This window comes from Fusibacter sp., assembly GCF_057447755.1.
Map to the genome: position 1 here is coordinate 1 of NZ_JBVBZF010000025.1, position 21,864 is coordinate 21,864.

The following is a 21,864-nucleotide window of genomic DNA, read 5'->3' on the forward strand; positions in this document are numbered from 1 at the left end:
AGTACAGGGCGTATCATACACGTCCCAAACTATAAGGTTTTCACAGACCATTTGGCAAATTACACCATTGGTTTTGAATACATTTGGAATGAAATCAGCATATTGCTGACATTTGAAAGTGAGTGGCAAAAGGCAAAGGGGTTATTTTTGAAAATTGCTGAAAAGCATACGCTTCACTTAAGCGAAGAAATAGAAAAACGCATGAAATTAGCGTCCAAAAAATATATGATCCTCTATAAAAATTTAACACCTATTGTATATACAGATGTAAAGGAAAGTGGTGTACAGCTTACAATCCGCTACTTATGCGCACCACATCAAAGAAGAAGTACCAAAGAAGCTATTTGGGAAGATATTCTTGAAATTATAAAAACTGAAAACAATATTGATTTAGCATATCCAACAATGAGAATGACGGTCGATGCCAATGTTTTGGGGGCGGAAAATGGCGACAAATAAACCCGTGCTTAAAATAGGGCTCATAGGTGGTATTATCCTTATATTGATCTTGATGGGCTTATTTTTAACACCAGGTCCTAGGGCAAAAGTTGTCATGACCACCTTGACTGAAATCGAAAAGTATAAGTTAAAAAGTGAAATTGATGTGAAGATTCCAACGGATAAGCTCAAATGGTTTCCTGAGATGATTTGGTATGATGCATCTTACGGTTACAATCAAAGTCATCATACAGACATCTCCCTAACGATTTTATATAGTTTTGGAAATTTCAATCAAGGGGTCTCAAGAATATTTGATAAGTCATCTCCCTATTACTCATCTTTTTATGGTGCATACATCATTCAAAATAAAGGAAGTGGTTACCCAGAAAATCTCGAACAGCTTGCTGAAATACCAACTTATGACTATGAAAATTTGATTTTAAGGGATTTGGGAGACCCAAACTACAGGGGTGCTTTTCAATATCAAGTTAATACAGTCGAAGATAATATCACATACTTGGATCAGGAAGGCTGGCAAAAAATTGATTTAGATATACAAACCCATGGCCTTTGGCATAATAAAAAAGAAACCTTAAACCATTACATCCAATTTGGTATCCCCAAACAGGATCCCACAGGAAATGATTTTGAAAAGGTTTCTTTAAAAGGCAGGTTGTACTATAAAGAAATGGACTCGGAAAATGCGATTGCCTTATATATTATAACAAGAGATCAAGACTTGCTCGAAGCCACAGATCGACAACTACTATCTCGAACATCATTAACTTTAAAGCATTAATTATCGTCTACAAAGATCGTCGAGGAATGCATAAATTTCCCTTACACCCTTGTGCCAATTTTGATCTTCAGCATAAGTTGTGTTGAGCCATTCTATAGCATCTGTGTCTTGAGAATTTCTTTTTTCAAGACTATTTTTTATGGTATTAATTGCAATCTGAGTAGTGTCAGAAAGTGTGGTATTGTATGATTCCCAGCTGTAATAGACGTTATAAGGATTATTTATAATTTTATCTTTATTAGGATTATTATTAGGGATAAAGCTCTGTTCTTGACCGATGATTGAAAGCAATAAAAGGGGGTCAATATCGTTTAATTTGGCGATGTTCACAATACGATTTAGATAGGGTGATTCTCCAATATAGCTGCCTCTGATATTGATTAAATAGCTCTTTAATGCCATGAAATCAAAGGGTTTATAATAAAATAAATTTTTTTCGCTTTCGGGATAGTCATAAAGAATTGTTACAAGATACTGCCCTTCCATTTTTTTTACACTGAGGGTTTTCATCAATAAAACCTTGTCAGTGACAAAGGGATTTTCGTAAGCAGAAAGAGACCTTTCGATGATTATGGCTGGTTTGGACTCTAAAACATCAGGTGTTGAAAGCACAATTGCAGAACCGAGTGTAAAACCAATTATTGCAAGGATAATAAAGGTAATTGCAAACTCCGTATTGAAAAAATAGGTATTTATAAATGTCCAAATTGGGTTTTTCCTATGTGTTTTTGCCGTGCTTGTGGCTTGGTAGTGGTGCTGGTGCTGGTTATCTGCAAGTGTTCGCGGCATGAATGTTTGATCATTTTCTTGTGAATAAGCAATCACAAATTCAAGAATATCACCAGTTTCTAATTTTAGGTCTGTACTTTGGTCGATCCAATTTGAAGCAAGCTCTATTTGAGTGGAAGGGGGTAAGTCTAAGTCAAATATAGATTTGAAAACATCATATTTAGAGATGTCATAATTACTCTGACCTATCGTACTGGATAAAATATTATATTTTAAGGCCTTCTTATATTCTTGGTCAACGCCATCAAGATGTTTATCAAGGACTTGATGAACCGTGTTTGATAGTATTTCTGCACGTTCGCGTTGAGAGGCTGCGATATATTTTGTAGCGATGTAATTCTTTATTTTGATCAAATCATTGACGGATAGTATGAGCCATTGTTTCAATTGTTCTATAATCGTATCCAATTTCACGCCTCCTCTCTGTGTTTATTATAAAAGAATTCGTGGCATTAGACAATCTATTGAATACATAAGTTTCTTTTGTTAAAATAACAATACGAAAACAAATATACTTCAGGAGGAAATATGCATAAATTTAGAAATTCAGTTTTGATACTCATGTTGATTGTCTTAACGGTGATTATTTCAGGTTGTACTAAATTTCAGAGTAGTATTAAAGACCTCAAGGCGGAAACTTTTGGTATTGAGAGAACTTTCAACGTATATGACGACTTTGGCAATCAAACGATGACCGTCACAGGTAAGAGTACAGATATTCAACCTTCAGAAGTAGAAAATGTCCTTTTAATTACAATTGATGGTTATTCTTGGCAGCATGTTGGGTCCTCGATGATTGCAGTTGAGACAGGTCTTGAGAACTTGGTGGAAACCTATGATGTCAATCAAACGGTTGATACCACAGCAGAGGGAAAAGGCATACTAACAACTCTTGACCGATCAATTAATAAATTTAAATCGGAACTAACAGGTCTTAAAAGAGTAATTGTCATCAAGAATCAATCTGGTGTTATAATTGCAGTTTATGAAGGTGATAACGTATTGGTAGAAGAAAGCAGTTTACCGTCGTCTACTAAAATTCTCATAGACAATAAGCGTATGACCATTTATAGATGCGATTTCGAAATATTCGAAGCAGGTATGTTGAAATAGTTTGTAAAAGTCCTGAAATTTTCAGGATTTTTTTATGCAATGCTTAGTTATTCTATATTTAGATTAAGATTGTTATGTTTACATAAAGTTACAATTGGTCTATACTAAAATGGAATCTTTAGCCACTAGAATCTGTTTTTTAACCACTTTGTCAACCATGGAATGGTGTAAATTAAAGAAGGTGAAAGCATGAATTTCAATCTATTAAGTCTAAGTGAATTCATATCCTGTATCTATCTCTCCATAATATTTTTATTGCTAATGGAACTGAGATTTCCTAAAAAAATGACAACTTTGACGATTGTTATTTTTGTCATTTTATCTTTTTTTGGTTACTTGAGACTTAAGCATTTTGGTTATGATAGTGGAATGGCTTCAGCTGTATCTTTAACGATCCCTTCTATGATACTCTTTTATATACTCTCAAAACATAGAGACAGTCGCTTTTTCTTCACCTTCTGCTCAATCGATATCATGGGTCTAATTGTCATCATATTTTCGAGAGCGATTGCCATACGCTTTAATGATAATTTATGGTTAATCTTTGTGTTGACTAATTTAGGCCTTATTGGGATGCTATTATTATCTTTAAAATATCGTCAAAAGTATATTATGATTCAAAATCAGTTACAAACAGGGTGGACAAGCTTGACGTTTCTATCTGTTTTATTTTATACCATGCTCTATTTTGTAATTTCCTATCCTATTCCACTTAAAGAGAGAAGAGAATATGTACCCGTGGCGATTTTGTATAGTTTAATTGTCATTGTCGTATATGTTGTGATTTTCCAAACCATTATGAAATCTCAAAAAATTTATAACGTAGAACAGGAAAGGGAACTATTGGAAACAAAATTGGCTCTTCAAAGTAGCCAGTTGGAGTTGAAGGAAGTATACTATAAAATGGCCTTTACAGATGCACTTACAGGGCTTAAAAACAGAGCTGCATTTGAAGGCATAAAATCAAAACTGCAAGTTGATAAGGCCCTTTGCCAAAATTTGACCTGTCTCTCAATGGATCTTAACAATTTAAAGGAAACCAATGATATGTATGGTCATAGTGAAGGTGACCGTTTGATTCAAACATTTGGACAAATATTAAAGCAATCTTTTTCAGATCATAGCAATATTTATAGGGTAGGGGGAGATGAGTTTATTGTGTTGTTCTTTGACATGAGTGAGACTCAAATAAAGCATCAAATAAAGACCTTCAATCAGTGTGTGGATCATAATCGTATGGCAACTAAATTGCCCATTAGCGTCGCCATGGGAATGGCAGCAATGAATGAAAGTTTAACAGATGATGTGGAAACACTTATAAATATAGCCGATAAGAGAATGTATCAAGACAAGGATGCAATGAAAGCTCAGAGTGAGTCATAAGTAATAAGTGTTTCATATAACAAAAAAAGATCCATAGAGTTAGAGGCCCAATAGAACCCCGTAAAAAAACCTAGAATGAATATACATTCTAGGTTTTTAAGATATATCATTAGTTTTCATCCCGCTGTGTACTGGGATAAAAGCAAGCATAATGGTTAAGCTGTTGGCTTTTTACTGATTCTTCAATGAAAATTGGTTAACCAGACCCAAGAGGATTTCCGCTTGCGACGCCATTTCTTCACTTGCCGCTGCCCCTTGCTGACTCGTTGCTGAGTTACGTTGTGTCACAGAGGCGATTTGGCTGAGTTCATTGTTTATTTGAGCGATATTTGTAGCCTGCTCATTGGTTAATGAAGCGATACTGGATATAATTTCAGCAGCACTTCCTATGCCATTTACAATATTCTCAAGCGCAATGGAGGTAGACTTGGCAATATCTGATCCAATCTTGACCTTGTTTAAGCTATTTTCAATAAGTGACTCTGTTTCCTTTGCAGCAGTGGAGGTTCGACTCGATAGATTACGTACCTCATCTGCTACAATTGCAAAGCCCTTACCATGCTCACCAGCTCTGGCTGCTTCAACAGCGGCATTTAGAGCCAAAAGATTTGTTTGGAATGCAATATCATCGATTACTTTAATAATATTGGCGATACTGGAGGATGCGCTACTAATGTCCTTCATTGCCACAAGCATCTCTGTCATTTGGGCATTTCCAGTTGTGGCATCCTTTTGAATATTATTGGATACTTGATTGGCTTTTGAGGCATGCTCAGCTGAGATAGAGGTCTGTTTTGCAATGTTGTTCATCGACGAGGTAATTTCATCAATGGATTGAGATTGTTCATATGCCCCTTGTGAAATATCCTGGGAGGATTGAGCCACATGCTCTGACCCTACAGAGACTTCTCTTGCTGAACTACTGATTTCACTTAAAACTTCATTGAAAACATCAACAATATGATTTATGGATATTTTAATTTGATTAAAATCACCCAAGTAGTCCCGGTCAATTGACACCATCATGTTCTTATGGGACATTTCACCAAGGATACTAGACATTTCGTTGATGTACGATTTTATGCTCTTAACGGTAAAGTCCAAATGGGTGTAAATCTCATCAAAGTCTTTAAAAATATCTTGTGTGTTATCATTTGGCATAGCGACGTCATTTTTAACATCTAAATGACCCTTAGAGACATTTTTAAGTTGTTCAATGAGCTTTGTAACTTCGTTTTTTTGATAATCTGCTTTTTCCTTTTGAAGTTTAGCACGAGCGGCTTCAAGAGCAAGTTGTTCACTTTGCATGCGCTCTGAGTCTTTAGCTGCTGTCTGGTCAAGCACCATTTCAAATGCACCGACAACCTTATTCTCCTTATTAAAAATAGGAATGCCCTCATATAAGATATCTAGTGGTTTATCACCAGGTCTAGCGATGGTTTCAGCGATAACATTGGTCTCGAGCTGGATAGCCCTTGAACAAGCACAGTTCTTAGTTTTACAATCTTCTGTCTTAAAGAGTTCATAGCAATGGGATTTACGAACCGTGTCAAGATCTGTGGCAAGCAGAGACAGTGCAGAGTTGTTCATATATAGGACGTTAAAATCACAATCTATGGTCATCAAAAGGGCAGGTACCTTTCTGATATGGCCTTCAAGTGTACTAGAAAGATCATTGAAACTTTTTAGTAAGAGCTTCCAGCCACCTTCAACTGAATCCGTTTCTATCTGAGCATCTAAAGTGCCATAAAGTATCATCTCGTTTGTCTTGTGAACGAGATTGAGCGAGAGTTTGATGGTATCCACAATGTGGTTAAGTGCCTCTGTGAGTTCACCAATTTCATCTGTACTGGTTTTTTCAGCAATAACTTCCCAGTTACCCTGTGAGACTTCTTGTGCGTAACGGGTTAGGTTAACAATTGCCCTAGAAATCTTTTTAGAGAAAATCAATGTGAGCAATAGTGACAGAATGACGATAATACCCGAAATGACTGTAACCTTGGTCAAAAAAGCTGTTTTGACAGCCTGAATATCATCCACATAGATTCCTGCACCTATAATCCAGTTCCAGTCATCAAAGCCCCTTACATATGTTAGTTTAGGTTGAGGTTCTTCTTCTCCTGGTTTGTTCCACCAGTATTCAATAGCACCTTCACCCCTTGTTGTGACAATATTAACAAATTCGGCTATAAATTTTAAGCCATTTGTGTCCTCTAGGTTGCTCAAATCTTGTCCTTCTAGTGAAAGGCTGATAGGATGCATGATCATATAAGCGTTATAATCACAGATGAAAAAATAATCTTCCTTCGAAAACCGCATACTACGTATGGCTTCCATAGCCAATGATTTTGCATCTTCTTGGGATAATTTGCCCTCCTTATAGAGCTTGTAATTTGCTTCAACGATGCTATAGGGTACATCGACTAAATTTTTTAGCTTATCTTCAGTGCGCTCATCAATGGTATGTATGGAAGTTGGAATAAGGTATGTAGAAATTAATAGCGTAAAAATAAAAACCACAGCGAATACAAGCAATAGCAGTTTGTTCCGTATTTTTAAATTTTTCAAAATGGATCCTCTCCTTTAAATTTTTTCCAAATGGTGGATCAGCGCTCTGTTGACGAGTTCGATAATTTCTTCTTTACGGTAAGGCTTTTCAATAAAAACATGACACTTTGACACGCCAGTCGCTTGATTTTCATATTTCTTATGTGCTGAAATAACAGCGATACAAGCATCTTCATATGATGGTGTGCTATGGATCATATCTGCTAATTTTAAGCCGCTTTCATAGCCCAATGAAATGTCCAGCATAAAGAAATCAATATGGTCCTCTTCATAGATCTTTTGAGCATTGGCAATGTCGGAAGCAATATAAATATTGCCAGCATGGTTACCTAACCCCTCGATAACCATTTTTTTTAAGTTTTCTAATTGATATTTGTTGTCTTCTACAATTAATATATTCATGATTTGCACCTCATTTAACATTTGAATTTTTTCTCTCTATTTTGAAGCTATATACCCTCGGTATTTTATTTTATTCAAATTACACCTATTAATGATATAATAGTTTTAGAATTTTTCTAATGGAGGTTGAAATGGGAAAATATTTAATTGTAAATCTATTTAATGAGCCTATAAAGTCATATCACAATGCAATCGTAGCAGATCTAGAGGATCGTTTTTCTGTTAAACCTCAAAAGATTGGCGCACATATGACCTTGATCCCCCCGTTTGAAAGTGATGATGTAAGCGCTTTGGTTAAATATACGGAACTATATGCCAAAACCCATAAAAGAATGCCTGTGAAAGTAGGGGGCATTGGGTCTTTTAGGGACAATGTCATTTATTTGAATATAGAGATGGCTTTAGAAGCCAATAAAACTCTGGAACAATATATGGAAAAAGCGAGCACTCTTTTTGTGAGCAAGGAAACAATTGTGACACCGCATGTTTTTCACTGCACATTGGTAAGTAGAAGAATAAGTAAAAAATTTGATGAAATTATGAGTCATTTAAAGTCTGAAACGCTTAAATATGAAACCTTTATTGACAATTTGACCCTTATGAAATGGGAAGACGAAGACCAGTCGTGGCGCATTGAACGGCAATATCATTTTCATCCATAATTTATTGAGAATAATTTTCAATTAGGTATTTACAAAGTAAAATTCATGTGGTATTATAGGTTCATAGATAACGATAATCGTTATCATTTAGTGAACATCCTTATACTCAACATAAACCTTTACTGTTCAGCTTTATTACCTCCCATATGATGGGAACCCCAAACGTAAACTTTATTTAAATACCTCACAGAAAAAACAGATGTCTCGCCAGCATCTGTTTTTTCATTGTGCATTTTAGTGTATAATGATAAGGAACTTATGAAAAAATTTATTGTGATTTAATGATAGAAGGCAATTTTGAGAGGAAATATAAATGAAAAATAAAATTTTTCTAGATTACGCAGCCACGACACCGATTCGCGAAGCGGTTGCTAGGGTTATTATAGATGAGTACCAAACCTTTAAGGTAAATAAAGAAATTGAAAATACTAAGGATTTGGACCTTAGATTGACTGATGCAAAAATCCAAATTTCAAAACTTATTGGTTGCTCAGCGTCAGAAATATGTCTTACGGCTTGTGGATCTGAAAGCAATAATGCTGTTATAAAATCAGTGGCATATGCCTTGCCAAAGGACAAAAGACATATCATAACCACTGAAATCGAGCATCCTTCAGTTTTGAATGTGTTTAAGCAACTTGAAAAGGACCATTTCGATGTGACTTATTTGAAGGTTGATGATAAAGGCAAGATCAAACTTGATGCATTTTATGATGCAGTCACCCAATCAACAGGACTGGTATCAACAATGTTTTATAATAATGAAATGGGCAGCAGACAGCCTGTTGAAGCCATTGGTACCTTTTTAAGGGAAAAGGGTATTTTTTATCATGTGGATGGGGTTCAAGCGGTTTATAACGAAGAATTTGAAGCGTCAAAACTTCCGGTAGATGCCATGAGTTTTTCCGCCCACAAATTATATGGCCCAAAGGGGATTGGTGGCCTATATGTGAAAACGTCTGAAGGCAATTTTTTGTCGCGCTTAAAAGCATATTTTCCTTACAGCCAACATGCAGAAACGCTTATTTTCACGGAGAATACCCCTTATATCATGGGATTTGCTAGGGCGTGTGAAATCGCCTATCAGGATCGAGCGCAGCACATAGGGCATTTAAAAGCCTTGAGAAACTACTTTATTCAAGCGGTCCACCAATTGAATGCCAATATCAAAATCAATGGATTTGAAGAAGGCAACCATCCAGGGATTGTCAATATCATGTTGCCCCAAATGGATGCAGACAGTGCCATGATCAATCTCGATATGTTAGGCTATGCGGTATCAACTGGTTCAGCATGCAGCTCTGGTGCTGTTTCAGCTTCTCATGTCTTACTAGCACTTGGTTTGACTGAAAAAGAGGCCAAGAGAAGTTTAAGGATATCAATGGGCCACTTCACAAGCTTTGAGGATGTGGATGGGTTTGTAGAGGCACTTAAGACAATCGTCTAATAAGTAAGACCAAGAGACGGTAAAGGCGTTTAATAAGACAAATAATAAAACAAATAATAAAACAAATAATAAAACAAATAATAAAACCAAAAGATAACAAAAATTAATAATTTAACTTTGTAGAGTGGAAAGGAAATCAAAATGAGTGAAATGAAATTGGATAAAAATAAAGTAGTGGTTGGTATGAGCGGTGGTGTAGACAGTACCGTTGCAGCTTATCAGTTAAAACAAATGGGTTATGAAGTCATTGGCGTCAACATGAGATTATGGCAAGATGACTTTTTAAGTGAAGAACACTTTATGAAGGATGGTGGATGTTGTAGCTTATCTTCTGTGGAAGATGCTAGACGTGTCTGCGCACAGATTGGTATTCCATTTTATGCACTTGATTTTAAAACGGTCTTCAAGGAAACGGTTGTGGACTATTTTATTGATGAATATAAACATGGTAGAACACCAAATCCGTGTATTGCCTGCAACAAATTTGTCAAATTTGATGCCCTGCTTGAAAAAGCACATCAACTTGGCGCTTATTATGTGGCAACTGGTCACTACGCTAAAATTCACTACGATGAGGCAGCGGACCGCTACCTTGTAGAACAGTCAAATGCAATTCAAAAAGACCAAACATACGCGATTTACAATTTGACACAATATCAGTTAAAACATATATTAATGCCCCTTGGTGAGTTTGAATCAAAGGAAGTGGTTAGAGAAATTGCCTCTCAGTTTGATGTTCAAATCTCTGAAAAGTCAGACAGTCAAGAAATCTGTTTTGTGCCCGATCAAGATTATGTTGGCTTCTTGAAACGAAACAGTGATATTAAGGATAAAAAAGGACAATTTGTGGACTCTAAGGGTAACCTATTAGGGACACACCTTGGCGTGGTGAATTTCACAATTGGTCAAAGAAAAGGACTAGGGGTCACATTCGGAAAACCAATGTATGTTATCGCAATTGATGCAGACCAAAACCAAGTTGTACTCGGTGAAGGTGATGAAGTGTTCAGTGACACACTAATAGCTGATGAAATCAACTTCATTCCATTTGACCAGATTTTTGGTCCTTATCAATGTGAAGCTAAAATCAGATATAGTGCTAAACCAGCAAAATGTACCCTATATCCTATTGGAAATGATGAGATTAAGGTGGTTTTTGATGAACCTCAAAGAGCGATAACACCAGGGCAAGCAGTTGTCTTTTATGATGGTAAAAAACTTATCGGTGGCGGCACAATCAAGTAACTGGACACAGCAGAAGAGCATTGAGGTGCATTATGGAATTATGGAAAAAAAACCTTTACACACTTTGGATTTCTCAAATCATATCACTGACCAGCTTTGGCTTTGGATTGCCCTTCATTCCCTTTTATATACAGGATTTAGGGGTGACAGATCCGGCCATGTTAAAGCTTTACACGGGTATACTCAGTGCTGCGCCTGCCATCACCATGGCCATTATGGCGCCAGTATGGGGGATGCTTTCAGACCGATATGGTAGGAAGCTGATGATACAAAGGGCCATGTTTTCTGCGTTTTTTATTATCGGCCTTATGGGAATGGTGAATCACGTTTGGCAATTGGTTTTACTGAGGTTATTACAAGGCTTTTTTACGGGTACAATCACAGCATCTTCAACATTCATAGCTGCAAATACGCCCAACAACAGGCTGTCCTATGCACTTGGATTCTTATCCTCCTCTACATTTATTGGCTATTCACTTGGACCAGTCTTAGGCGGGTTTGTCGCTGAGCATTTAGGCTATAGAATAAGTTTTTTTTCAGGGGCAGTTTTGATGCTCTTGGGATTTCTTTTCATTACTTTTTTCCTCAAAGAGGACAAGGCGTCATTTAAAAATATATCTCCAAAATCTCAAAAAAAGAAAAAGGGATTACTGCCTTATGGACAAATTGTGACAATGTCAATAGCCTTGATGCTTTTGGTTCTCTTTTTCCATAGAATAACCCGATCTGTTTTTACACCCTTTATACCACTGTATGTCCAGGAACTGCAAAATACCAAAGAAGGTGCAGCGGCAATAACAGGTTATATCAACGGCTTTATAGGTTTTATGACCACTATTGCTGCCCTTACCATAAGTCGACTTGGGGACCGATTTAACAAGCTCAACATGATTACCATTTTACTGGCTTTGGCAGTAGTGGATGCATTAATTTTAAATTTAAGTCATTCGCTCTTTGCGTTTATTGGGTTTTATGGGGTATTATTTTTATTAATTGGTGGTATTGAACCCATGATAACTTCCATGACTGCTGAACTCACAGAACCTAACCATCGTGGGGCATTGTTTGGACTACAAGGTTTAGTTGGGAGCTTGGGCTGGATGGTGTCACCTGCAATGGGAACCTATATCTCAATTTATCTGGGAATTAAGAATATTTTATGGGTTGTACTTTTAATGTTAATTTTAAACTTCGGAGTCATATCGATCATCAAATATAAAAATGCGAGGGAAGAATATGAATGAAGCCTTACGAGATATTGGAAATGTAGTGAAATTCCAACAGGATGATATTATCTTCTTTGAAGGAGAACCTGGCGACGCAATTTACATCTTGCTCAGTGGTTCAGTAATCGCTTGCCGTACAAGTGATATTGATGGCCGCATTATCGTGTTGGCAAAACTAAATACAGGTGCTGTTTTTGGTGAGATGGCAGTTATTCACGATCATAAGAGATCGGCGACCATAATTGCTCAAGAACCTGTTCTGGCCTTAAAAATTGATAAAGACAACTTTGGAAAATTTATCATGCTTGAGCCAAAATACGCTATCAACATGCTTAAAACACTTGCAAACCGTATTGAAAGCACGAGATCACGCTGTATGGAGAAAGGATGCTAATATGTTTGAATCAATTCGATTTAATGAATCCGATATCGTATATAATAAGGGACTTATTCCTGATGGTATTTTCATCGTCAAATCAGGATCTGTCAGCTTGCTTAAAGATGGAAACTTAGTCTATAAACAGGTTAGAGCAGGGGGATACCTTGAACTTGAAAAAACACTGAATCAGTCAGCCTTCGAGTTTGATGCCAAGTGCAATGAAAAATCAGAGATTACTTATGTGCCGTTACAATACTTAGATGCTTTTGTTGGGACCAATCCACTTAAGACAATAGAAATGCTCTCACTGCTTACAGATGAACTCGAAAGTTTAAATGATATGCTCCTAAGTCAGTCAGGTGACTCGCAATTCTATAATGATAAAAAAGAAGTAAAAATACTTAAAAACGATAAAAGTGTTGAAATTAAATCTGAACGCAGCTATTATAAAGTCTTACCTACAGAACATTATAAATACCTATTTGACAAGGATGTAACGTGTCCTGTCTGTGAAATCAATTTCAAGGTCAACCAAATAAGATTTTCTCAATTGGAGCTTGATCATGTGGACAAGGACTTCAGACGCGTGTATAAGAACGTGGACGAGCTTTGGTATCAGTTATGGCGATGTCCACATTGTCATTACACCAATTTTGGGACAGAGTTTTTTAAAATCAACAATTTGGTAAGAAATGAGCTCAAGCTATCTTTACCAAGACATAAGATGAACCATGAACTCGTATTGGTAAAAGATAATATTCAGCAGGTCTTTGCAGACATCTACCAAATGAATGCCATTTTGGATATGGTGACAAAGTCAAGTTTCGTCAAAGCGAGATTGTGGCAATCCTATGCATGGCTTTTGGAAGATGTGAACGATTTAGAAACGGCAAAGCAGGCACGTGAAATCCTCTTGAATTACCTAGAGGATGCATGGTATAATTCGACAGCATCCCTTGATCCAGATGATGAAATCAAATTGGGTTTAAAACTTGCAATGTTGAGTCAAGAGTTCGGAAATATCAAGAATGCAAGAAACTATATTTTACAAGCTGTAAGGGTAAATTCAAATAATAAGGCTTTAAAGCAACAAGCTCAGGATTTGATGTATGAAATCAAAAATGCAAAATTGTAGGAGCGGTCATGAATTTTACATCAGTGTACAGAAATCAGTATAAAGACGGAGGCAACAAAAAGAATATGGCGATAGTAATAGATGGCATCATAGGTGCTGGCAAAAGTACAGTTGGTAGATTTTTAAGTGAAGCACTGGATTTGCCTATGTTTGAAGAACTTAAGGACGATGGTAAAGACAGTTTGGCACAAAGAATGCTTGACCTCTTTTATGAAGATCAAGAACGATGGAGTGCCATCATTCAAGTGATGTTTTTAAATGATCGATTCAAAGATATTAAAAGAATAGAGGCCTTGGGCAATCAGGCAATATTAGACCGGTCGATCTATGGTGATGAAATTTTCGCGAAAACAATTCACGATAGAGGCCAAATGACGAATGATGAGTTTGTAATATATAGAGATTTACTTCACAATATGCTAGAGCATATAAACGTTCCGGAAGTGCTCATTTATATTGATGTAAGTGTTGATACAGCCCTTCACAGAATCAATAGAAGGGGTCGTTCAACTGAAGGCGACTTAATTCCAAGAGATTATCTAGAGGACCTTCAAAGAAATTATGAGGCTTGGTATGAAGCCTTTGACCTTTGTCCTAAAGTAAGGGTAGATTTAAATGAAAGTGCCCTAACAGATGATGGTCTAGTGAAAGAAGACATTAAACATGCAATTTTAGAGGCAATTAGACCTTATTTAAACAAGGAGTGTTAGATGAAGAGAGTTCTCTCGATTTTTTTAATCCTCCTAATAATTTTTCTGTATGCAACATTTTTAGAGCCCCATTTATTTAGAATTGAAAAACGTACCCTTGATTTCTATAAATCAATAAATATGAGTACAACATTGGATGAAGAGGAAGAATCGACCAGTTTAAAAATCGTACAGTTTTCGGATACTCAGCTAGGCCCTTATTACGATATTGAACAATTAAAAAAAGTCGTAAATGAAATCAATGGACAATCGCCTGATATCATTGTTTTTACAGGTGATTTTTTCGATCACCCCAGTGACTATGACTTAAAAAAGGAAGCCCTTGAACTTCTAAAAAAATTGGATGACAAAGCCTTAAAAATTGCTATTTTTGGAAACCATGATGTTGGTGGTGGGGGAAGATCCATGTATGAAACCTTCATGTCAGAAGCAGGATTTTTGGTATTGGTTAATGAAATGTTATCTTATAAAGCAGAGTGTGGCAAAACATTTGATTTTTATGGCATAGATGATGGCATGCTCGGTAAACCTGATTTTGGATTTGTGACACCATTAATAGACGAAAACCATTATAATATTCTGATTTTACATGAGCCAGACCTCTATACTGAAGTAGCATCACTTCCGTTTGACCTCATATTGTCAGGTCATAGCCATGGCGGTCAGATAAAACTGCCATTCTTAGGGCCGCTTGTAACACCACCACTTTCTAAAGTATATAAAAGTGGCTATTATGAGATCGATAATCCGAGAAAATCACTTTTATATGTCAATACAGGACTTGGTAATACTAAAATGAGATATCGATTTGGTAATATTCCTCAAATTGCAGTTTTCACGATTGAGTAAGCAGCATATCGCCCACTGAATTTTGTTTTCAGTGGGGGTGTTTTTTTTTGCATATTACAAAAAAAAAGCCTCAAATTACTAAAGAATATTTAACTTGTGCCGATATAATAATAGGATACCCCTAAAAAGAACTTAAAATGAGTAATTATACTACATATATTGCTATACATATCAATATTTTACAGGATATTGTAAATGAGACAATAATTATTTTGGAGCGAATAATGCAGACAACCTATGTAAGTTCTTCCATTCTTGGAAATGAAATTATCGAACCAGTGTATTCAAAACACGGCACTATGCTTGTAAAAAAAGGAACGGTCATCAACAACGATGTCCTTTCCAAATTACTGAGCCATAATGTTGATGTGGTTTATGTGCTCAATGCCCTTAAAAAGGATATTAAGCAAGAGGGGATTATTCCAGCGCCTAAGATGGAAAAATCTGTAACGACCATCAAAAAGGTGTTTGACGATATCATGAACCAAGAAAAATTAGGGGTAAAAGCGGTTATTCCATATGAGAATGTCAAATTGGTTGAAGAGGTACTAGAGCTATTAATTGAAACCCTGGAGCAAGCTGACAAAATTCTCTATACTGTTGTAGATTTATTGCAATCAGATGAGTACACCTATAAACACAATGTAAATGTTGCGATTTTATCCATATTGACAGCAAAAGCATTAAATTATAAAAAAGAAGATATCAAGCATATAGCACTTGGTGCATTACTTCATGATATTGGCAAGATGAGGGTGAGCCCAAGTCTGATTAATAAACCCAGTTCACTAACCCTTGAAGAGCGAATTGAGGTTGAGAAGCATGCCCAGTTTGGATATGAAATCACTGAAGCTGTTTCTCAAATTCCGTTTTTGTCAAAGCAAATTATACGACTTCATCATGAAAAACTTGATGGATCTGGTTATCCGCTAGGACTCAAGGGAATTGAAATCCCTGAATACGTTAAAATCGTAACGGTTTGTGATATGTATGATGCCATGACCACCAATCGAGTCTATCGATCGAAAATGCCCATTTACAAAGCCTTGGAGCACTTGATGACCGATGCCGTTTATAAAATTGATCCGGCGATATACCGTACTTTAACAAGTAATATATGCATATTTCCACCGGGTTCTGGTGTTGTTTTATCTGATGGTAGAGTGGGTGTTGTCACGCATTTTCGACATGCCAACCCAAGTCGACCAAGGGTGAGAGTCATTCATTTAAATGGCAAGAACAATTATTTGGATATTGAAGAAGTAAATCTTGAAAATGAGCGCACCCTATTTATTCAAGACACGTGGGATGTGGACTTTTTCAGTCAAATCAGTAAAAATGCCATTGATTAGGCTTTAGCGAGTATACTAAAGTGAATCAATGGCATTTATTTTTTTTTGAAAAAATTTATTTTAGGAAATTTTTATAGTTGTCATAAGTTATGGGCTCATTTACAAGGAAATAGCCAGGCTCAAGGTTGTGTTCGTAGTAGGAGATAATAAAGTGAAGATGTGGTCCTGTGGAAAAACCTGTGGTACCCACTGTCCCTATAAGAGCGCCATTTTCAACCATTTGTCCTGGTCCTATATTTAGAGAATCCAAATGGAAATAAGTACTGAAGAAACCCTGACCATGGTCTATTAAAATCGTATTACCCGTTAAAATCAAGGGTGCTGCAAAGAGGACCTTTCCTGAATTTGTGGCAAATACACTTGTACCTTTAGGTGCTGCAATATCTAGCCCTGAGTGTCTGTAGGAGGTTGCTGCACCGTTCACGTGACGTGTTTCACCATATTCAGTTGATAGTCTACCGACAGCAGGTATGGTGTAGGGGCCACTTGTCAAATCTTCGTCGCTTGAGTGGGCTCTTAATGGTGTGTATAATCTGGCAAACTCTTCGTTTGCCACATCGTTTTTCGTACTGCTTGCTACTTTTTCATCTATGGTGAGTTGCTGGATATGAAAATTTCTTGGCTTAATTTTTAAGTTAAAGCGCCATGTTTGTAGGCCATCATCACTGGAAACTTCAAAAGGATATTGGCCTGTTTTGGTTCTATAGTCTGCATATAGTACTGCTGTTTTGACATGGTCCTTTGTTGTAAAATGGGTATCAAATGGTAAATTATTAATCTTGAGAATTTGATCTTCATCAGCATGAAAAACTTTTAAATGCGTAAACCCCCCGATCGATATTTCATTTGAAGTTAATTGGATGTCAATAGGGAGGTCCAAACTGACAATGAAGCTTGAACTGACTTCACCCTTATAATGTGCATCATCCTTATAAATGAGCTGAAGTTCATACCTGAATGTGCCGTCATAAGTCGGCAGGTATAAATTATTGGTGTCTATAATGCCTTCATATACAAACGCTTCAGTTTTGACGTCAATGATTTTTAGGACACCTAATGTCACTTTTTTTTCTGAGGCAAACTTTAGGGTCTGATCTGGTGTTTCTATGCGAATTTCAGGATTTGAACCAGTGTTTTCAATCCTATCTTCAATCTCAATCCACTTATTATCATGAGATAGATAAGACCATTCTAATGTCTTTTTATTTTCCAAGGCCATATCGTTGATAAAGAGTTTTGATGAGATTTGTGATTCATAAAAGGCGCTTAGGGATTTTGAACTGGCCAAGTGATCTGAGTAGGGCAAGAGGTAATATTTTTCGTTAGCAGCTTCCTTTAATACAAAACCATCATCGGATAAGTTAAGTATTTCAAATTTTAATTGATTGCCGAACTTATTTTTTATCTGTAGGTAATGCAGTGAATTGGCTTTGGTTGTGATTGGTTGTATTTCAGATAATAGGTCGTAGGCTTTAAATGGATGGTCTTTGGAAAAATTGAATCTATCCTCCAAGGCATCTGTTTGATTAAGAAGATCAAGTGATACGATGGTTTCTGCGCTAAAATGCGAATATTGCGTATAAAAAAAGCCGATTGTCGCAAGACCCAATATGCAAAAGGTGATCATAAGGTATCTTAGGTTTTTTTTTGTCATTTTGCCTCCAATGGTTGTGGTTTCCTAGAAAATTTATTATTATTATATCATTCGAACCCAGGGATGAATAGGAGAATTAGAGGGTAAACTGACTATAATAGGTGAGAGGTATACAAGATGGTTAAAACAAATGTAACGAGAATGTGCACCCAAAAGGGCATTCCCTTTTCCACATTTACATACACGGTTGAAGATGGGTTTATAGATGGGATTGCAGTTGCGGATAAAATAAATAAGCCCTATGAAAGTGTATTCAAGACGCTGGTCACCATTGGTGCAAGTGGTCAAAACTATGTATTCATGGTCCCTGTTAACGAAAATTTGGATCTAAAAAAGGCTGCTCAAGTGGTCTCTGAAAAGTATGTTGAAATGATTCCATCAAAGGATCTCTTAAAGATATCGGGATACATGAAGGGCGGATGCTCTCCAATTGGGATGAAAAAGCAATATACCACTGTGATTGATGAGACAATTGTCTTGCTGGATGAGATCACATTCAGTGCAGGTAAGATTGGTGTCCAAATCAATATGGCGACATCTGTTCTTGCAGAAGTTCTTGTGTATCAGATTGCTGATATCGTATAAAATAATTAATACGCATAAAAATACATTTTTTTTTAAAAAGGGCTTGACGGATATTATGACATTGGTTATAATTCATTTAATTAATATTTTAAAAGCTGTGAAGAGAAGAGTAGTTAAATTAAAGTTTTACAGAGAACTCCGGTTGCTGAGAAGGAGAAATATTTGATTTAGTGAATAAAGCCTCAGAGCTTTGTATTGAACCTAGATGGTCTAGGGGATGGTACAACGGTTGCTCCCGTTATAGAGATAGAGTATATTGCATTTATAATGCCGTACTTGAAAAGGTCGTTTTTTTATACGATAAATTGAGGTGGTACCACGAAGTTAACTCTCGTCCTCAAGACTTAAGTCTTGAGGTCGGGAGTTTTTTTATTGTATACAACAAAATTTGAGCCAAAAGCTGTGATGAGGAATGTTCAGCCTCAAACAGCGTCAGCGAAAATTGTTTTGAGACATCGAGAGATGGCTCAAATGTTGTCGGTTATCATTAGTTCTCGTCCAGCTTAGAGCAAGGATTTTCAACTTGCGAAAAGCGTTTAGATGAGAAGGGTATTGTTTAATAAAAAATTCAGCAACAACTATATACAAAATATTCAAAATAGGAGGTATTATTATGCATTGGGCCATGGAAACAGCATTACAATTGATTGAGGAAAATCCAAATTTAGAAACTTTTGTTTGTGCATCTGGAATCAGTCCTTCAGGACATGTACACATTGGTAATTTTAGAGAGGTCTTGACCACTTATTTCGTGGTGAAATCACTTGAGAGCCTTGGTAAGAAAACGCGTTTCATATTTTCGTGGGATGACTATGATCGCTTTAGAAAAGTTCCTAGTGGTGTTTCTGAGACCTTTGCTGAGCATTTGGGAAAACCTTATTCAGAAGTGCCAGATCCTTATGGTTGCCATGAATCCTATGCAGCCCACTTTGAAGCACAGTTTGAAGCAACTTTAAAAGCCTTCGATATCCATCCTGAGTTTATTTATCAAAGCCGAGAATATCAAAATTGTAGGTATACAGGGGACATAAGAGAAGCCCTTTTAAAGAGAAGAGAAATTTATGATATACAGATGCAATATAAAACACAGGAGTGGAATGAAGTGGCAAGAGACCGCTTTTATCCTGTGAGCCTATATTGTAGAAACTGTGGAAAGGATGATATTTTAAGGCTTGTTTATGATGAAAAGCAAGACACATTAGACTATCACTGTGCATGTGGTCATCATGAAATTGCCGAACTTGAATCCTTTAATCGAATCAAACTCAATTGGAAGATCGATTGGCCTATGAGATGGCGTAAAGAAGGGGTTATTTTTGAACCAGGTGGTCGTGATCACTCATCTGAAAACGGGAGCTATACAGTTTCTTCTGCAATTTCAAATAAGGTATTTGCCTTTAATCCACCACACTATATTCCATATGAATTTATTGGATTGAAAGGCAATCACGCCAAAATGTCGAGTTCCACAGGTCATCTTATAACACCAGATGAACTTCTTAAGGTCTATCCTAAAGAAATTATCCTCTATCTTTTTGCCAAATACAAAAATACAGACGCCTTTGATATCGGCCTTGATGATGATGTCATTAGACTTTATACAGAGTTTGAAAGACATCTCAAAAGATATAGAGAGCAAATGATAGAAGACGAACTACTTAGTGTTATTATGATGTTATCAAATGCAGAAAACTCTACACTAGATCGTGAACCTAAATTTTCTTTGATTGCATCGACATTGCCACTGGTCAATTTTAATTCAGGCGTACTCTTTAGATTGTTCAGCAGAACCATGTCACAGGATCCCGATACCTTTACCATTAAATGTGAGAAGGCATCCTACTGGATTCAAAGGTGGCACCAAGAACGCAATATATGTGTCAACCAACAATTTAATGCCATTTACTACGCCTCTTTAAATCCTACTGAGAAAAAATGGATTAAAGCCTTTATCAATTTGATTATGACATTTGAAGGCGACGATGAGGCCCTGATGACTGAAATTTATGAAATTGTACAGTCGGATTCGCCTGCAACTCGTAAAAAAATGCAAAAGCGTTTCTTTGAATCCATTTATCAAATGGTTCTTAGCAATAAATCGGGTCCTAATATTGCAATATTAGTGGAAGTTGTAGGCAAAAAAGGCCTAAGACAATTACTGGTTCCCAAGAAAATAACCTATGTTGATGAGCGCCAAATGAGGGTGTCTTAAACTTCTCATGATGTGACACCTTGCCTATTTAAGCCTTATTTAATAAGATGAATACCAAATTATGGTTTTAGTGATTATTGTTCAAAATTTGGGTATTTATCTATTAAAGGAGGCGATGATATGTTCTTGAAAAATATGAAGCTCAAATACAAGATTATCATGTTGGCGGCATTAATCATTGTGATTTTTACATCATTGATCTTGTTCTATATTCTTCCAAAAACGAATGCCATCATCGAAGAGCGTACAATCGCAAAATTGATGGATTTAGTTGATTTACCATTATCTGAAATTCAGATGCAGTATGATTTAGCACAATCAGGTGTAATTACGGAAGAACAAGCGATGCAGGAGTCGCTTAAAACGATAGAAAAACTTAGATACAGTGAAGTTGAATATTTTTGGGTAAATGACTTGAACCATATGATGCTCATGCATCCGATCAAACCTGAGCTCAACCAGACCGATGTCTCACAGTTACAGGACCCTGACGGCAAGTACATTTTCCAAGAGATGGTCAAGGTTGTAAAAGCAAAAGGTGAGGGCGTGGTTAGATATCAATGGCCTAAACCTGGATTTGATAAACCGCAACCTAAAATTTCCCTAGTTAGTGAATTCAAGCCTTGGGGATGGGTTGTCGGCACTGGTATTTATGTGGATGACTTGATTGCGATTCAACGTTCCATCTATTTACAAGTTGTTATAATATCAACCATTATCATTATTTTCTCCATGATTATTGTTTCGATTATTGTTATTCCTATCAATAAGACGTTAAGAGAAATCGTTCTTAAAACAGATCGGTATAAGGAACTCAACTTTTCTGAGAAAATGAACATTCATACAAAAGATGAGTTCGGCGAAATTGGGGAGGCTTTCGACAAGGTAAGTCAAGGCCTAGAAGAGCTTTTAA

Annotated in this window: 19 protein-coding genes, 1 pseudogene and 1 other annotated feature; of the genes and pseudogenes, 16 read left to right on the plus strand and 4 right to left on the minus strand. The window is 36.5% G+C overall.

Annotated elements, in window-relative coordinates; genetic code table 11:
* Positions 1 to 459 (plus strand): annotated as a pseudogene (locus AC220I_RS06515) (hypothetical protein); the annotation flags it as partial.
* A complete protein-coding gene (locus tag AC220I_RS06520; protein WP_486723005.1) occupies positions 446 to 1,240 on the plus strand; it encodes a hypothetical protein in 795 nt (264 codons plus the stop codon). The pseudogene AC220I_RS06515 and the gene AC220I_RS06520, both read left to right, overlap by 14 nt.
* Here the strand turns inward: AC220I_RS06520 and AC220I_RS06525 are convergent, their stop codons facing one another.
* Complete coding sequence (locus AC220I_RS06525; RefSeq protein ID WP_486723006.1) at positions 1,241 to 2,437, minus strand: hypothetical protein; 1,197 nt, start codon at positions 2,435 to 2,437, stop codon at positions 1,241 to 1,243. It lies immediately after the preceding gene.
* Between the two features lie 120 nt (positions 2,438 to 2,557).
* Between AC220I_RS06525 and AC220I_RS06530 the strand changes: the two genes are divergently transcribed.
* Both AC220I_RS06530 and AC220I_RS06535 read left to right on the plus strand, forming a co-directional pair.
* On the plus strand, positions 2,558 to 3,142 hold the full coding sequence (locus AC220I_RS06530; protein ID WP_486723007.1) for a DUF5052 family protein: 585 nt from the start codon (positions 2,558 to 2,560) through the stop codon (positions 3,140 to 3,142).
* 189 nt (positions 3,143 to 3,331) lie between these two features.
* The gene (locus AC220I_RS06535; protein ID WP_486723008.1) at positions 3,332 to 4,525 is read left to right on the plus strand and encodes a GGDEF domain-containing protein; all 1,194 of its coding nucleotides are present in this window, start codon (positions 3,332 to 3,334) and stop codon (positions 4,523 to 4,525) included.
* Positions 4,526 to 4,696: 171 nt separating this feature from the next.
* Here the strand turns inward: AC220I_RS06535 and AC220I_RS06540 are convergent, their stop codons facing one another.
* Together AC220I_RS06540 and AC220I_RS06545 are read right to left on the minus strand one after the other, a co-directional pair.
* Positions 4,697 to 7,093 (minus strand): methyl-accepting chemotaxis protein, encoded by a 2,397-nt coding sequence (locus AC220I_RS06540; RefSeq protein WP_486723009.1) that lies wholly within the window; start codon positions 7,091 to 7,093, stop codon positions 4,697 to 4,699.
* 15 nt (positions 7,094 to 7,108) lie between these two features.
* Positions 7,109 to 7,495, minus strand: a complete 387-nt coding sequence (locus AC220I_RS06545) for a response regulator (protein WP_486723010.1) — start codon at positions 7,493 to 7,495, stop codon at positions 7,109 to 7,111.
* Positions 7,496 to 7,626: 131 nt separating this feature from the next.
* Between AC220I_RS06545 and AC220I_RS06550 the strand changes: the two genes are divergently transcribed.
* The 9 genes from AC220I_RS06550 (at position 7,627) to AC220I_RS06590 (ending at position 16,500) form a co-directional block, all read left to right on the plus strand.
* The gene (locus AC220I_RS06550; RefSeq protein WP_486723011.1) at positions 7,627 to 8,157 is read left to right on the plus strand and encodes a 2'-5' RNA ligase family protein; all 531 of its coding nucleotides are present in this window, start codon (positions 7,627 to 7,629) and stop codon (positions 8,155 to 8,157) included.
* A 313-nt stretch (positions 8,158 to 8,470) separates the two neighbouring features.
* On the plus strand, positions 8,471 to 9,604 hold the full coding sequence (locus tag AC220I_RS06555) for a cysteine desulfurase family protein (protein WP_486723012.1): 1,134 nt from the start codon (positions 8,471 to 8,473) through the stop codon (positions 9,602 to 9,604).
* Between the two features lie 150 nt (positions 9,605 to 9,754).
* Positions 9,755 to 10,849, plus strand: a complete 1,095-nt coding sequence (gene mnmA / locus AC220I_RS06560; RefSeq protein WP_486723023.1) for a tRNA 2-thiouridine(34) synthase MnmA — start codon at positions 9,755 to 9,757, stop codon at positions 10,847 to 10,849.
* Between the two features lie 32 nt (positions 10,850 to 10,881).
* The gene (locus AC220I_RS06565; protein ID WP_486723013.1) at positions 10,882 to 12,093 is read left to right on the plus strand and encodes an MFS transporter; all 1,212 of its coding nucleotides are present in this window, start codon (positions 10,882 to 10,884) and stop codon (positions 12,091 to 12,093) included.
* On the plus strand, positions 12,086 to 12,469 hold the full coding sequence (locus tag AC220I_RS06570) for a Crp/Fnr family transcriptional regulator (protein ID WP_486723014.1): 384 nt from the start codon (positions 12,086 to 12,088) through the stop codon (positions 12,467 to 12,469). The genes AC220I_RS06565 and AC220I_RS06570 overlap by 8 nt, the downstream gene beginning before the upstream one ends.
* Before the next feature lies 1 nt (position 12,470).
* On the plus strand, positions 12,471 to 13,589 hold the full coding sequence (locus AC220I_RS06575) for a DUF2225 domain-containing protein (RefSeq protein WP_486723015.1): 1,119 nt from the start codon (positions 12,471 to 12,473) through the stop codon (positions 13,587 to 13,589).
* Between the two features lie 8 nt (positions 13,590 to 13,597).
* Positions 13,598 to 14,299, plus strand: a complete 702-nt coding sequence (locus AC220I_RS06580) for a deoxynucleoside kinase (protein ID WP_486723016.1) — start codon at positions 13,598 to 13,600, stop codon at positions 14,297 to 14,299.
* A gap of 120 nt (positions 14,300 to 14,419) precedes the next feature.
* Positions 14,420 to 15,148: a metallophosphoesterase gene (locus AC220I_RS06585; RefSeq protein ID WP_486723017.1), complete on the plus strand. Its 729-nt coding sequence runs from the start codon at positions 14,420 to 14,422 to the stop codon at positions 15,146 to 15,148.
* Between the two features lie 224 nt (positions 15,149 to 15,372).
* Complete coding sequence (locus AC220I_RS06590; protein WP_486723018.1) at positions 15,373 to 16,500, plus strand: HD-GYP domain-containing protein; 1,128 nt, start codon at positions 15,373 to 15,375, stop codon at positions 16,498 to 16,500.
* A 55-nt stretch (positions 16,501 to 16,555) separates the two neighbouring features.
* On the opposite strand, the gene AC220I_RS06595 is transcribed toward AC220I_RS06590, so the two are convergent.
* On the minus strand, positions 16,556 to 18,154 hold the full coding sequence (locus tag AC220I_RS06595; RefSeq protein WP_486723019.1) for a M23 family metallopeptidase: 1,599 nt from the start codon (positions 18,152 to 18,154) through the stop codon (positions 16,556 to 16,558).
* Between the two features lie 117 nt (positions 18,155 to 18,271).
* Here AC220I_RS06595 and ybaK point away from each other — a divergent pair, with 117 nt between their 5' ends.
* The 3 genes from ybaK to AC220I_RS06610 form a co-directional block, all read left to right on the plus strand.
* A complete protein-coding gene (gene ybaK / locus AC220I_RS06600) occupies positions 18,272 to 18,739 on the plus strand; it encodes a Cys-tRNA(Pro) deacylase (protein WP_486723020.1) in 468 nt (155 codons plus the stop codon).
* An 88-nt stretch (positions 18,740 to 18,827) separates the two neighbouring features.
* Positions 18,828 to 19,081, plus strand: a binding site (T-box leader).
* Between the two features lie 271 nt (positions 19,082 to 19,352).
* Entirely contained in the window at positions 19,353 to 20,951 is a 1,599-nt protein-coding gene (gene lysS / locus AC220I_RS06605) for a lysine--tRNA ligase (protein ID WP_486723021.1), read from the plus strand.
* Between the two features lie 120 nt (positions 20,952 to 21,071).
* The coding region (locus AC220I_RS06610) for a cache domain-containing protein (RefSeq protein ID WP_486723022.1) at positions 21,072 to 21,864 on the plus strand (793 nt) is incomplete at its 3' end.